Genomic DNA, 15249 nt, shown 5'->3' on the forward strand with positions numbered 1-15249 from the left:
TCGAAACAGACTGGACACCTGTTAGCATCAGGCTTCTGAAGTTTTGCTGGCCATTTGGGCGCCGATTCTGATCGCTACACTGAGAAGTGTAATGTTGAATAGCGATTATGAAGTACGAGGTAAGCATTATGGAAGTTTCGAATGATCGGCTGTCCCTTCAGGAAGTTGCTTTGTTAACCTGCTCTTTTTACAGCCTGGCCAGCATCATGGTCTGGCTGGTCAAGACAATTTATTGATTGGACAAGAAGCTTCAGGGTGACTTGGGAGGGAAGTCCTGAAGCACACGCTCATCAGTTATTTCGAGATCGTGCCGGGCATCCTGAAGGCTGTAAATGGTGCTGTCAGGTTCAAAATCAAAGCCTTGTTGAATGGTTTTTTCTGCTTCAGCTGTTTTGCCCAGAAAAACCTGAATGGCTGCCAGAGTATTAAACAGGTCAGAGGCAATGACACAGTGTCGAGGTGATCGCTTGCTGACTAAATCCTCTCTATGATTTACCTGAATGAGCGGAAAGCCCCGTACTTTTAGAGGATGTCGTAAAAGCCAAAATTCAAATCCAGTAAAGCCCTTCCCTTAGCAAAGTATGATGCTTTACTGGGTTTCTTTCCCGACTGATCCATTTTCAGTCCTGTTCATCAAGAAGACTAGCGACAGTGAATGGTGCTTTCTGGTCGGTTAACTCAAGATGCTCTTTTAAGCTTGTATTGCCAGGGTAATGGAGTTTACGTCTGGAGCAATAAAACGTCTTGTTTGAGCTTGGTCATCTGAGTTGCAAGACTCCTTGAAAGAGCTTTGATCAGAGTTGCGAGCTGCTGTTGAGAAAATATCCAGCTGAGGGTCGTTATTAATCTTAATTTGGCGTCTTGTTGTCATGAGGTAGCCGGTAAAACTGCTTTATCTAAGATTACCGGCTTTTGCGGGGTTTTGCGACACCCTCGATTGGGCGAGGGTTTATGACGATTTTGCTAAATATACACCTCCGGGCACCACTCCTTATTCATGGCTATCTGTAGAAGTGATTAACACTGTTGGCTGGCTTTTAACAGGCCCCCCCCAATCCACTGGCTCTTTCAGCAACCCCTTTTATATTGACTCTGGCGGCAGTGACGGTGGCCCTCAGCAACAACTGCATACTTTGGGTTTAAACTGTTTCGTTTATCCCTGTAATGGGATTTGCAGGTTCCGATCATCATTCAACAGCAGCGAGTCCGCTGAATGGCCTCTTAATTCAGCAGACAGGCCGACAACTCCATCATAATGTGCCAACAGCCGGGGATTTGCCAATCAGTGCTGATGATTTGGTTATAGTCAATGCTTTACTCAAGGAGGGCCACCCCAATGGGATCAGTACCTGCCTCATCTTTCCCTGGCAGATGCAATACAGACCACAGACGACAGCGCGAAACCAACCTGTGACTTGACCATGGCCGGGAAGAATGGCCAGCCACAGCCGTGCGGAAGCGCCTGTATCAGTGCCAGAGCCCTGACGGATCACAAAAGGGTACATCGAAAACGCAAGCCTGTTGATGTGGAATCGGGACGATGATTGAATTTGAATGCAAGGGCAGAGTGATTAAACTCTTTATCTTTGCTGTACCGCTGTCGCTACTTCTGTCTTTGTCTTTCATCTGCAAGGCCGAACCGTCGACAAGACGTTTTGTTGTCGAGCTTGATAAGAATACAGGTTCTCCAAAGCAGAGCTTTTCAGTAAAACCTGACCGGCGCACTCTGCCCTGCAACCCATCTGATATGGCCAACACAGAATCCGATTCACTAACTTATGAGAAACCACACAGACTTAGCGGCTTCGCCGTAAGAACACCCCTTATTGGGTCGATTACGTGGCAATGGCTTTATGTTACTAACCTGCTGGTTGGTTATGAACTGATCCTGACCATCAAAGACGCTCCTCTAAGCTCTACCTATTCATGGATACCTGTAGAAGTGGTTAGCGCTGTCGGTTGGCTTTTAAAAAGCTGCTGGACACCTGGTTTAACGCCGTTTAACCCGAATGAAAAGCAAGAGCTGCTTCAGGATCAGTCCTTTACGGCCACCAATATGATGTTTGGCTCTGGACATAACCAACCGGAATGCCAGCCATCAAAATCATCCGGACAGAAATCCCCAAAGACAACTAACCAGTTCGCAGGCTCTTACACCAGCCCACTGAATACCGACTATGGCAGCGGCAGCAGAAGACCTCAACAACACTTACATACATTGGGTTTAAATTGTTTCGTCTATCCCTGTTATGGCGCGTGTAAATTACGACAGTCATCCGGCAACAGAGGACCCAAAGAATGTCCACACAATTTCGTAGAAAATTCGACAGGGCACACAGAAGCAAAATTAAAACCAGGCTCGTGCCCCCATTTGACTGATGGATACTGTTTTAGTTGTGTAGACTATTCTGATCCTGTAAACGCTGCAGGTTCCGACCATAATCTGCCTTTCGAAACAGATCCGCCTGACATTCAAGTCCAGTGCCATGCTGGCCCGTTACTTGAACGACAAACTGAACATAAAATTGATAGCAACTCAGTCAATATCCGTAATTCTGTTGACGGGGTCGCCTTAGACGGGGTCGCCTTAGACGAGGTCGCCTCAAACTGGATCGCCACAAACCCATTGAATGTAGTAGCAGCCTGTACAACTGGACCTGACGGGCAATTAAGCTGCGTCGAAACTGTGTTCGGGAAAGATGGCCAGCCGAAACCATGCGGGATGGTCTGCAAGAGTGCTCAGGCCTTGTCGAAACACAAAAGAGGCATCCATAGCGGACAAAAAACCTGTGACTTGACAGTGGCTGGCAAGGATGGCCAGACGCGACCTTGCGGAAAAGTCTGCAAGAACACTCAATCTCTGTCGTCTCATAAAAGCAGAGTCCACAGCGGGCAAAAAACCTGTAACGTAATAATGGTCGGTGAGAATGGCCAGCTTCGAGCATGCGAAACAGTCTGCAAGAATGCTCAATCCATATCATCACACAAAATCATATACCACTCCGGGCAGCAAGTCTGTGACATAACTGTGATCGGAGACGGTAGCTATAAGCGGCCATGCGGCTCGGTCTGGAAAAGTTCTCATGCCCTGAAAGAACACAAAAGAAGAGAACATACCAGGCAAATAATCTGCGAGATGCCCCTGGTCGGGGAGGATGGCCTGCCAAGACCATGCAGAAGGATCTGCAACAACCAGAAAGCCCTCACGGATCATAAAAGATGCGCCCACAGCGGACAAAAGATTTGCGACTTCACCATGGTCGGGGATGATGGCCAGCCAAGGCCATGTGGAATGGTCTGCAAGAGTGCCAAAGCATTGTCTGATCACAAAAGAAGAAACCACAGCGGGCAACAAATATGTGACGTAACTCTGGTCGGAGAGGATGGCCTGCCGCAGCTATGCGGGAATGTCTGCACGAGCTCGAGAACTCTGGGAGATCACAAAAGAAGAGAGCACTCAGGGCGACAAATTTGTAACATAATCGCAGTCGGCAAGGATGGCCAAAAGCGACCATGCGGAAAGTTTTGCAAGAGTACTCAGCACCTGACTGAGCACAAAAGAAGAGAGCACTCAGGGCAACAAACTTGCAACATATCCGTGACCGGAGAAGATGGCCAGCTGCAACCATGCTGGATGATCTGCAAGAGTGCTGCATCTCTGTCAGATCACAAAAAAACACATCGAAAACGCAAGCCTGTTGATATGAACGAGAACGATAAACTTAGCTCTAAAAAAATGCAAATTGAATAAAAAACAGGCTTTTTCACTGCCCCTTTTTATTCTGACTCTGGCAAGACCTTGATCGGAGTGGATGGACGGCCACTTCGGCGCACAAAGGTCTCCTCAGTGCGAACTTTGACTATTTACAAAAGGCTTTTATCAGACAAACACACTTAATTTTTTGATCTATCCTTTCTCCCTGAAGACAACAACGCAGGGACAGATTTATTAAATACTCACTCCTTTTAGCAGCTCTGTTGCTGCTACCGTTTTTGTCTCTCATCTGTCAGGCCGAGACATGGACAAATTCTTTTGTTGTCGCGCTTGAGCAGGAAAAAGGTTCTCCAAACCTGAGCTTCTCTATAAAGCATGACCCGAGTGCATTGCCCGGCAATCTGCCAGAGACTGTCGACACAAATGACCATAGAGGGCCATTCCTTCTGACTAGCAATAAACGACATTTATCGCTCAGCTACAGGTTAGCAACGACCCTTGTTGAGTCGATCTCATGGCAGTTGCCTTACGTCACTAACCTTCTGGTTGCTTACGAACTGACCCTGACCACCAAAGTAGCCCCTATAAGCGCTACCTCTTATTCATGGCTTCCTGCAGAAATGGTGGTCGTTGTTGGTTGGCTTTTGAAAAGCTATTGGAACCCTGATTCGCTGCTGTTCAATCCGACTAAACAACAGGAGACGAGTCAGGATAGGCCGTTTTCGAGCATTATTATGATGGTTGTTCCTGTTCCTGAACAAGGCCAACAACAACGCCATTCATCGGGATCATCCGGTCACAGAGCTTCAGGGACAAGCCAATACAATATAGGCTCTTCCCTTGGCCCACCGCCTTCTGGCTCTGGTGATGACGATGGCAACGGAGGTTATCAGCAAAACCAACATACACTGGGATTAAATTGTTTGGTCTGTAACGGCATTTGCCGCTTGCGACCATCATCCGATATCAGGATGCCAGCTGAATGGACAATGGGTTCACCAGAACGATCGACAGGCAACACTGTATTGAGTGACCTGTCTGACGTTCAACTTCAAGATACTTCTGAGCAGCCGTTTCAGGAGCCTTACATTGATTCCCTCTCTTTTGGCGGGGTCGCCTTAGACGGGGTCGCCTTAGACGGGGTCGCCTCAGGCTCAGTGATTGCAGAGGCAGCCTATAACGGGAACCCCAATCCTGATGTACCGGCGCCCTGGAATTTGCCTTCCACCAATGATTTTACGGTCTTTGACAGGATAATTGACCATCAGAATCCTCACGAACAAGACGAGTTTTTCTTAACCCCTGCCCATTCAGAGACACAACAAACAACCACTGAATCACTCCACTCGAATCACAATCAACCCAATGTTACCCGGACAGGCGCAACACAACATATAAGCGTCAAAGGTCTTTCAATTTGTAACCTGATAGTGGTCGGGGAGGATCGTCAGACGCGGTCATGCGGTGAGGTCTGTCATAGTGCCAAGGCCCTGTCGCTTCACAAAAACAGATACCACACCGGGGAACAAACCTGTGACGTAAACGTGGTCGAAGAGGGTGGTCGGCCACGGCCATGCGGAAAAGTCTTCAAGAGTGCCGAATCATTGTTGTCTCACAAAAGCAGATCCCACATCGGACATAAAACCTGTAACGTGATCGTGGTTAGTAATGGCCGGTCTCAACCATGCGGGAAGATCTGCAAGAGTGACCAAACGCTGTTTGATCACCAAAGAGAGCACCGAAAACGTACGCATGACGATGCGGATAATAACAATGACTCTCCCTGAACTGACACCCGTTCTTGATGAGGTTTTGTCCGGTGCAACCTTTGGTTTTAACACTAGGAGCCTGACCGAGAATAGCGCCCGTAGCGAGGACGGCAGAAAATTGAGGATGAAAATTCGGTTTTGTGAGGAGAATAGCGAGCTATTTGACGAACAAAAGCGGATTTTCAGACCAATTTGCTGCCGCCGCAGTAGGGCAGTCTATTCTCGGTCAGGCTCCTAGCAGCCTGTCGGACTTAAGTGTCCGTAGCGAGGATTGCAAGAAATTGAGGATAAAAATCTCTGTTTCTGAGGAGAATAGCGAGCTATTTGACGAAGAAACAGGGATTTTTAGACCAATTTATTGCAACCGCACGACTGCATGGATGCAGGAGCTAGAGAAACGCAGGAGCAGTTGCCGAGTAGGACAGTCTTAAGTCCGACAGGCTGCTAGAATGCAAGGGTGGAATTATTAAACACTCTCTCTTTGCGATACTGCTGTTGCTGTCAGGCAACCCGTCAGATATCAGCGATACAGATGACTATAAAGAATCAGCTGTGCCGCTTGATTAAAAACGACACAAGCCTGTTGATTTGGAAAAGGTCGATGACCCCAGGCCTTAGATCTATAGAGCCACCCGGGTCTGTTCAGGTGTCGTTTAGTTGCCCTGTTCTGCCCGTTCCCTCTCTTCACTGTCCAGCTCAGACGCCAGCCGATAATCATCCCGCCCGCTTTTCTTGGCCACGTACATGGCCTGATCGGCAGCCTTAAGCAAAGCTTCGGCGTCGGAGCCGGTATCTTCAGACGTTGCAATTCCGATGCTGGTGCCTACGTGTCTGGCTTCGCCATCAAGATCATGGGGCTCCCGGATTGAGGTGAGAATTTTCTCTGCAATCAGTTTGGCATCCGAAGCCTCCGCCACATCATCCAGAATAATGGCAAATTCATCCCCACCTAATCTGGCCACCAGATCACCTTCACGGACGCACTCCTGCAACCTTTGTGAAACACTTTTCAGCAAAAGATCTCCAGCATCGTGTCCGAGGGTATCGTTGATTTCCTTGAAGTGATCCAGATCAAGATACATGACAGCGGTGCTCTTATTACGCCTCTGACTCCTGGCCAGTGAAGTACCCAAAAATTCTCTGAACAGTGTCCTGTTGGCCAGCCCTGTCAAACTGTCGTATTTCGCCATCAGCAACAACTGATTTTCCAGCTTTTTACGCTCGGTAATGTCCTGAAATAATAGAACGCAACCCTGCACTTTCTGTCTGTCATTAACAATAGCCGCCATATTGTATTCTGCGGCGAAGCTGTTTCCGGAAAGCGTCCAGAGTTGTCTCTCGGATGTTTGAAAGACGCCTCCACCGACCATGGTATTCTCACGAATCTCTGACTCTTGCCACTTTTCCAGAGCCTCTTCTCCTTGAGTGTCGTAGATAAACTGACTGATGTGTTTTCCCAGCAGATTTTCTTCTGTTCCCTCAAGCATGGCGCAGGCGGTTGGATTAATGAAGGAGATCCTGCCATCGGGATCAAGACCGGCAATTCCTTCACCGGCATTATCCAACAGCAGCTTGTTCTTGCGACTGATCCAGCGAAGTTTCCTGGAGACCTGCTCAAGTTCAATTCGCTGTTCTTCCAATTGCAGAAACACCTTAACCTTGCCCAACAGGATATCCGGATTGATTGGTTTTGGCAGATAATCAACCGCACCCGCCTGATAACCTTTATTGATATAGGCCTGATCCTTGTTAAGGGCGGTCACAAAAATGATAGGAATACTGGCTGTCTGCTTATTGCTGTGAAGCAAAGTTGCCGTCTCAAAACCATCCATGCCCGGCATCTGCACATCCAGAAGGATCACCGCAAAATGATGATGAAGAACTTCTGACAAAGCCGCTTCACCAGAGTCCACTTTATGGATCTCGGCCCCCAACGGCTTGAGAAGCTTGTTCATGGCCAGCAGATTCTCGGGACGATCATCCACGACCAGAATTTTAACTCTTGGCTTGTCATCCATGACAGCCCTCCTGACTCAGTCAAGTCCCAGGTTTAAAATTCTCGGCTTTTAAACAGATAGCAATATCACTCAAGTCCAGCACATGGTCTACACAACCGGTTGCAATAGCTGAATTGGGCATGACTGGCATATCGGCTGTTTCCGGATTCTGGGCAATGGTTATTCCACCGGCCTGTTTAACTGCCCTGATACCCTCTGCACCATCTCTATTGGCGCCGGTTAAGACGACACCCACCACCTGTGTGGCAAAAACATCGGCAGCGGATTGAAAGAGAACATCCACCGACGGTATCGAATGACAGACGGGTTCATCCATGCTCAAACTCAGGGTTTCCCTGTCCTCAATCTGCAAGTGGTAACCACCGGGAGCCAGATAAACATGGTTGTCGGTCATCTTCTGCTTGTCATAAGCAATACTGACCGCCAGTGGTGATGTTTTGTCCAGAACGTTTAATAAACCCTCTTCATCACCTGATGCCAGGTGTTTGGCAATAACAACGGGGCAAGCAAAATGACTTCCCAGCTTCTGGAGCAGGAATTCCAGTGCCGCAAGCCCTCCGGCAGAGACTCCGATCACCACAACCCCGTCGTTCATCAGAGACTCTTCCTGTAGATACGCTGGTCCCGATCCGTTACTTCCAGCTGATTACTGATGGTACTGAAGAGAATATTTTCCCGCTTGCCAACACAGAGCACGCCTCTGGAACACAGGCTGTCAAACAGCAGTTGCAGTACCCGATCCTGAAGCTCCTGATTGAAATAAATGAGTACATTTCGACAGAGAATCAGGTTCATTTCTCCGAATACACCATCTGTGACCAGATTATGATTAGCAAAGGTAATATGCTCGGTCAGTCGTCCATTGAACTTCACAGAGTCATACCCTCTGTGACAGTAATCTGATAACTCTTTCTTGCCCCCTGCTTTTTGGTAGTTCTCTTCGTAGAGGGCCATCTCTTTTTCGGGATAGATACCGGTTTTGGCATGACGCAATGCCTGATCGTTAAAGTCTGTGGCATAGATCTGACTGCGATCCAGCAGACCCTCTTCATCGAGGAGAATAGCCATGGAGTATGCTTCCTGCCCACTGGCGCAACCTGCATGCCAGACTTTGATAAACGGGTAGGTTTTCAGAATCGGGACTATGTTTTCCCTCAGAGACTTGAAGAAATCAGGGTTCCGGAACATCTCTGTCACGACCACTGACATATCTTTAACAAAAGCGGCGAAAGCAGATTCATCATGAAGAAACAATGGAATCAAGTCACTGATGTGCTGAACACCCGACATTTTCATGTGCCTTCTGACACGGCGCATTAAGGATGCCCTGGCATAGCTGCCAAACTGATAACCATACTTTTCCTGAACAGCCCTTAGCAGTAGTTTCAGTTCAAAATCCTGATCCGAATCCACGGGTTTTGTCATTTAAATAACCAGACTTTCATCATTTCAGTCAGTTTGTCGATATTCACTGGCTTGGTCATATAATCATTGGCTCCTGCTTCTATGCACTTCGCCTTGTCATCGGACATGGCTTTGGCTGTCAATGCAATGACTGGCATGCTCTTAAACCGTTCAATTTCACGCATTTTGGTCATGGCTTCATAGCCATCCATCACCGGCATCATGATGTCCATCAGCACCAGCTCAATACCGTCTTCTTCATCAAGCTTATCGAGGGCATTTTGTCCATTGTCAGCAATGACCACTTCCAGCCCCAGCCCCTGCAAGCCCTTCGACAATGCAAAGGTATTACGAAGATCATCATCCACCAGCAGGATTTTATGACCTTCCAGCGATTTGTTACTCAGGGTCTCTGCTGCTGGCTTGAATTCAGCGGGAGCCGACTTTTCAACCGAATGGATGAACAGACTGACCTCATCCATCACCCTCTCAGAAGCGTAATCTCCTTTCATAACCAGAGCACGGGTATATTTCTGCAGCTCTTTCTGGTCTTCAGTCGACAACTTCTTATCGGTATGAATGACGATTGATGGCATATTGTCGCCCATCTTTTCCTGCAGTTTCTGTAAAAACTCCAGACCACTGCTGTCGGGTAAATCAACATCCATCACCAGACACTGCCACTGATTCTCTGCCATCGACTTTTCGGCTTCTTCAGCGGATGAGAACCCGGCGATGTTCATCCCCTTTTCTGTCAGCATTTTCGCCAGGTGCGATCGACTCTCTGCATCACTGTCCAATAGCAGGGCATGTTGGATATCTTCTGACAGAGCCGTTTCAAGCGTGCTGAAAACCATTTCCAGATCATCTATAGACACCGGCTTGACGAGGTACCCAACCGCGCCCTGTCGCTCTGACTCATCAGGATCACGACCCGACACGATATGCACCGGTATATTTTTTGTCGCTTCATTCTTCTGCAACTGCCTGAGCACCTCTTCACCATCCATATCTGGCAGGCCCAGATCAAGGATAATAGCCATAGGCTGTTCTTCGATCGCTGTCTGAATCCCTTCTTTACCACTGGCCTCCACCAGACATTGATAACCATGGCTGCCGGAAAGCTGTTTGACGATATCCGAAAAGTGCTGGTCATCTTCAATGATCAAAATATTCTTGCCAGCCTCTGACGTCTTCTTTTTGGTCGCAATTTTTTCAGCTTCAGGAGCGGGTTGAGCTTTGGTTTTTTTTTCAGCAGCAGAGGCTATTTTTTGATAACCGTCACTGGTAGCGGATGAATGACTGTCAGCCATCACTTCTCCGCCATCAAGTGAGCAGACGGCATTGTCAGGCAGATACACAGTAAACGTTGTCCCTTCTCCTTCAACGCTCTCTATGCCGATATAACCACCCAACATAGAAGACAGCTCACGTGAGATAGCCAAGCCCAACCCGGTTCCGCCGTACTTTCTGCTGGTGGAGCCATCCGCTTGCTGGAATGCTTCAAACACGGCGTCCTGCTTTTCTTTCGGGATCCCTATCCCGGTATCCCTGACCGCAAAACCGACATAGGTTTCATTGCCATGGTCTGTCTTGCGGATTGAATTAAAGACCCGAATATAGACACCACCCTGCTCCGTAAACTTGAAGGCATTTGACAGGAAGTTTTTGAGAACCTGCATAACTCTCTGGCTATCGGAGAGAATCACCCTGGTCGTGCCCGGATCAATATCCACAGCAAAATCCAGCCCCTTGTTATCAGCCAGAGGTTTGAACAGAGTCCGCATACTGGAGCACAACTCTTCGATATCCATATCCTCAAGGTTGATACTCATCTTACCGGCTTCAACCTTGGATAAATCGAGAATGTCGTTGATCAGATCCAGAAGTTCCTTACCACCGCTGTAAATCACCTGCGCGGATTCAATCTGGTCTTCATTCAGGTTACCTTCGTCATTATCTGCGAGCATCTGCGCCAGAAGGAGCAGTGAGTTGAGAGGCGTGCGTAATTCATGGGACATATTGGCCAGGAACTCAGACTTGTATTTACTGGCCTGTTCCAACTCTTTTGCCTTGTCTTCCAGGGTTTTTCTTGAAAGCTCAATATCCAGGTTTTTTCGTTCAATCTCGGCTTTCTGTTGTTGCAGCAGCTCGGTTTTCTCCTCCAGCTCAGCGTTAGACTTTTGCATTTCCTCACTTTGGGCTTTCAGCTCTTCCTGAGACTCTTCCAGCACTCTGGCCCGGCTTTCCAGCTCATCATTCACGGAACGCAACTCTTCCTGTTGCTCTTTCATGGCTTCCGATTGCCGAGTGGTCTTTTCGAGCAGCTGATTGACACGAGTACGATACTGGGCAGAATTAATACCAATAGCGACACTTTCAAGGGCATCTTCCAGAAAGCCTCTCTGCTCATCCGTCAGCTCCCTGATAAGGGCAAACTCCAGAACCCCCTTAACTTCTCCTTCATAGACAAGCGGTACGGTAATAATCACTTTCGGAGATGTACTGCCCAATCCCGATTCAATTTTGATGTAATCTTCGGGGATGCTGGTCAGTTCAATGGCCTGCTTCTCCATAGCCGCCTGCCCCACCAGACCTTCCCCAATCTCAAAACTGTTTTTGCTTTGCTGGCGTTTTTTCCAGGCGTAGGATGCCATCAGCTGCAACCGCTTCTCATCATCCATGACATACATGGCACCCGTCTGCATATCAAGATAACGGGCAAGGTAGGAAACGATGTTTTTACAGACCTCTGATAACTCTTGCTCTCCCCTCATACAGTTATTCAAGCCTGCCTGACCTTCCTGTTGCCAGCTCTTGCGATCGTTATCACTGATGACATTTCTCAACTTCTCCGTCATCTCAGAGAAGCTGCGACTCAGGTCACTGATTTCATTGTGGCCACTGAGCACAGCTCCCTGGGCATAATCTCCCGACGCAACCCGGTTGACCCAGGCCGTGATGGCTCTGATAGGTCTGACCAACCTTCGGGTAATGACCAGTGCAATCAGAATAACAATCAGGGCTGTAATGGCTGTGATATAGATCAGGCGGTTTCTGAACTGAACAACTGAGTCGAAGGCATCCTTCTGGCTTACTTCAGAGATAAGTGCCATAGGTGTGCCGGCTACCTCAATGGCATAAAAGGTTCCCAGAACCCTCTCGCCGTAAACATTGGTGTAGCTCTTGATATGAAAATGCTGATCGACCTTATGACTGTCGGAGGCTTCCGAGTGAAGATCAAGCTCTCCGCCAAAAAGCTCATTCAACTCTGCATCGCTATCAAGACCGTGACTTTCATCCTCCGTGTCATGGTCATGGATTTCATGGAATACACCTTCGACATCAATATGAGCTATCCAGTCCTGCGTCAGGATGTTATCTGCTTTCAATATCATGGACTGGCTTGAATCCAGGTCTGTACCGTAGCGAATGTAGCCATCCTCACCAATAAGATAAGATTTCAGAGCATCACTAAACTGGTTTTCACTCTCAAAAATGTCCTGAACGTTGTGAGCCAGAATCTGAACCGCCAAAAAACCAATGGCTTTCTCTCTCTCGTCCACCAGCGGCAAAATAAAAAAACTGACTTTCTGGTCTCCAATGGGTGGATACGCAGTCACATCAGCGTACTTAGGTACCAAATCTTCAAGACTCTCGCGTGCAGCTTTTGCAAACGAGGTGTTGGCAAGAGTTCCATTGAAAATGTTCTTGCCCAGATCGTCGTAGGCATTCACGGTGAAGAGAATATTACCTTCCGTATCCCCCAAAATCAGGTCGGAGTAATCGTAGTAACGTAAAAAGTCCACAAACTCACCGGAGTACTGATCCAGAATCTGGTTGTAATGGTGAGAATTGATGAACGTTTGCGTTGATTTTCTGAGACCTCTGTGACTTTTGATCAGATGCGACAGAAAATCCCGGGCCACCCCGGCCTTGATAAACAGGTTGGTCACTACTGAGTCAAAATAATCATTAATTTGCTGACTCAATAACTGGTTGACGGTACTCAACTGCTCATAACGAGTCTGAACTATTGTTTGCTTACCCTGGCGGTATTCGTTGAAACCAATCACCGTAATGGGTCCCAACGAGAGAATCATGAACCAGACAAAGAGTGTTACTGATAGACCATGCCTGAATTTTCTTTCAGTTGATTGTTGTGCATCCTGCATTTATCTGGCCATCCCTGCCACTTAAATCCCAACTATGTACGGTGTAATGCTTACAGCCTGAGTTGCCAGACTTCAGTAGTTTATCTCTTATTGCATCGCCTCTTTAAGGTAAAGTTTTAGAGCCGATAAGCAGGGAAATACTACCGGTTATCCAATAGAAAATGGGTCAGTCGGGAAAGAAACCCAGCAAAGCATCATACTTTGCTAAGGGAAGGGCTTTACTGGATTTGAATTTTGGCTTTTACGACATCCTCGACAAGGCGGGGAGTGTCACAAATAAAAGGCTGCAAAACGTAAAACCTGATGAAAGGCAGGAGACGGGTCGTTACTTACTCACTTTACCTTCTTTATGACCGAGGCCATCGTCCAGGCCCCGATCAGCAGGTTTGTGTTTACGATGTATTCTTTTGTGATCTGACAGTGCTTTAGCGTTCTTGCAGAGCTTTGCACATAGCCGCGGCTGACCATTCAACCCGACCACGGTTAAGTTACAGGTTTGTTGGCCTGTGTGTTCTTTTCTTTTGTGATGCGACAGAGCTGAAGCATCTTTGAAGACCTTCCCGCATGGTCGCCGCTGACCATTTGCCCCGACTACTGTTATGTTGCAGATTCGTTGCCTGCCGTGTTGTCTTCTTTTGTGATCCGTCAGGGCTTTAGCACTCTTGCTAACTGCCCCACAGGGCTGCGGCTGGCCATCCTGGCCGAAGACAGCTACGTCACAGGTTTGTTGCTTGCTGTGGTGCCTTCTTTTGTGATCGTTCAGGGCTTGGGCATTGTTGCAGACCGTCCCGCATGGCCTCTGCTGACCATCCTGCCGGATCACTGATACGTCGCAGGTTTGTTGTCCTGTGTGTTCTTTTCTCTTGTGATAATCTAAGGCTCGAGCATTTTTCCAGACCGTCCAACATGGCCGATGCTGACCATCCTCCGCGACCACTTTTAAATGACAGGTTTGTTGCCCTCTGTGGAGGCCACTTTTGTGAGACGAAAGGGTTTTAGCACTCTTGCAAACTGTCCCGCAGGGCTGAGGCTGACCATCCTGGCCGACGACAGTTACGTCACAGATTCGTTGCCCACTGCTGTTTTTGCTTTGTACTTTGTCTGTCCGGAAAAGATGAGGTGGGCTTTGACTCTTACCCAGATTGAGTAGCCCGCTGATTATAATCAAATCATCAGAGGTGGCAGACACATTCCCGGGCAATTGCATATCGCCTGGCTGATGAGTTCGGGGCTGAGAATCTCTAGCGGTTACAGAATCAAAATCACTGATGCAACCGGCTGATGCTTCTGTGTTGTCTGTCGAATTTTTTTCAGAATTCAGCGTCGATTCAGAGGGCCCGCTGCTATCCGATGCTGGTCGTAATTGACAAACGCCGTGACAAGAGTTGACGAAACAGTTTAAACCTAAAGTGTGTGAGTCTTGTTTGGGGTCTTCGTTACCATTGCCAGAGTCAGAACACAGAAGATGAGTGAAATAGCCCGTGGGGTTGTTAGTGGCTTGTGGGGCTTGTTGGCCTGTTGATTCTGGTGATGGGTATTGTGGTGAGTTATGTCCAAAGCCGAACATTGTGGTGATGATCGCAAATGGCTGATCCTCCTGTGTCAAAAGAGATGCCGATTGTAGTTCAATCGGTTTAAACACGGGTGAATCGGGGCTCCAGTAGTTTATTAAAACCCAGCTGACAATCACTTCTAAAGGTAACCATGAATAATCACTGGAATTTAAGGGCGTGTCTTTGATGGTCAGGATCAGTTCATAAGCAATCAACAGATTCGTGGCGTAGAGTCTTTGCCATGAAATCGACTCAATGAGGGGTGTTTTTACCCCATAATTGCAGGGTTTATGATTATGCAGAAAGTCTTGTCCTGCATAGCCGTTTTTTTCGATAATTTCTGACTGGTTGCCCGAAAATGTACGACGGTCATTCTTTATAAAGAAGTTTTGCTTTTTAAACCCTGTACTCTGCTCAAGGTCCACAGTAAAACGACCTGTCCAAGGTTCGGCCTGAGATGGCACAGACAATGGCAGCAGCAGAAACAGCAGTACAGTAAAGAGTAAGTGTCTAATAATTCTATCCTTGCATTCTGGTTTACAGAGAGGAAGGATAGATCAAGACAACTAGCGTGTTTTTCTATCAAAAACCTTCTGTCAGAAACTAGAGGCTGAA

9 protein-coding genes are annotated in these 15249 nt (G+C 47.8%); 4 read left to right on the forward strand and 5 right to left on the reverse strand.

Going from position 1 to position 15249, the window contains the following annotated elements:
- Window positions 1-107 precede the first annotated feature (107 nt).
- The 4 genes from ACO6VG_RS11210 (at window position 108) to ACO6VG_RS11225 (ending at window position 5502) form a co-directional block, all read left to right on the forward strand.
- Window positions 108-236 (forward strand): hypothetical protein, encoded by a 129-nt coding sequence (locus ACO6VG_RS11210; RefSeq protein ID WP_422442174.1) that lies wholly within the window; start codon window positions 108-110, stop codon window positions 234-236.
- Window positions 237-1421: 1185 nt separating this feature from the next.
- Window positions 1422-1544 carry a hypothetical protein gene (locus ACO6VG_RS11215; protein ID WP_422136991.1) on the forward strand — a complete coding sequence of 41 codons (123 nt, stop codon included), beginning with the start codon at window positions 1422-1424 and terminating at the stop codon, window positions 1542-1544.
- Window positions 1541-3751, forward strand: a complete 2211-nt coding sequence (locus ACO6VG_RS11220; RefSeq protein ID WP_422473883.1) for a hypothetical protein — start codon at window positions 1541-1543, stop codon at window positions 3749-3751. The genes ACO6VG_RS11215 and ACO6VG_RS11220 overlap by 4 nt, the downstream gene beginning before the upstream one ends.
- A gap of 227 nt (window positions 3752-3978) precedes the next feature.
- Window positions 3979-5502, forward strand: a complete 1524-nt coding sequence (locus tag ACO6VG_RS11225; protein ID WP_422473885.1) for a hypothetical protein — start codon at window positions 3979-3981, stop codon at window positions 5500-5502.
- Between the two features lie 635 nt (window positions 5503-6137).
- On the opposite strand, the gene ACO6VG_RS11230 is transcribed toward ACO6VG_RS11225, so the two are convergent.
- The 5 genes from ACO6VG_RS11230 to ACO6VG_RS11250 all read right to left on the reverse strand — a co-directional run bounded on the left by ACO6VG_RS11230 (window position 6138) and on the right by ACO6VG_RS11250 (window position 15059).
- The gene (locus ACO6VG_RS11230; protein WP_422136994.1) at window positions 6138-7502 is read right to left on the reverse strand and encodes a diguanylate cyclase domain-containing protein; all 1365 of its coding nucleotides are present in this window, start codon (window positions 7500-7502) and stop codon (window positions 6138-6140) included.
- 19 nt (window positions 7503-7521) lie between these two features.
- A complete protein-coding gene (locus ACO6VG_RS11235; protein WP_422136995.1) occupies window positions 7522-8097 on the reverse strand; it encodes a chemotaxis protein CheB in 576 nt (191 codons plus the stop codon).
- The gene (locus ACO6VG_RS11240; protein ID WP_422473887.1) at window positions 8097-8927 is read right to left on the reverse strand and encodes a CheR family methyltransferase; all 831 of its coding nucleotides are present in this window, start codon (window positions 8925-8927) and stop codon (window positions 8097-8099) included. Before ACO6VG_RS11240 ends, ACO6VG_RS11235 begins: the two co-directional genes overlap by 1 nt.
- Window positions 8924-13081 (reverse strand): response regulator, encoded by a 4158-nt coding sequence (locus tag ACO6VG_RS11245; protein ID WP_422473889.1) that lies wholly within the window; start codon window positions 13079-13081, stop codon window positions 8924-8926. The genes ACO6VG_RS11240 and ACO6VG_RS11245 overlap by 4 nt, the downstream gene beginning before the upstream one ends.
- 325 nt (window positions 13082-13406) lie before the next feature.
- Complete coding sequence (locus tag ACO6VG_RS11250) at window positions 13407-15059, reverse strand: hypothetical protein (RefSeq protein WP_422473891.1); 1653 nt, start codon at window positions 15057-15059, stop codon at window positions 13407-13409.
- Window positions 15060-15249 lie beyond the last annotated feature (190 nt).

The sequence above is a fragment of the Endozoicomonas sp. ALB032 genome (assembly GCF_049310125.1).
Taxonomy (GTDB): Bacteria; Pseudomonadota; Gammaproteobacteria; order Pseudomonadales; family Endozoicomonadaceae; genus Endozoicomonas_A.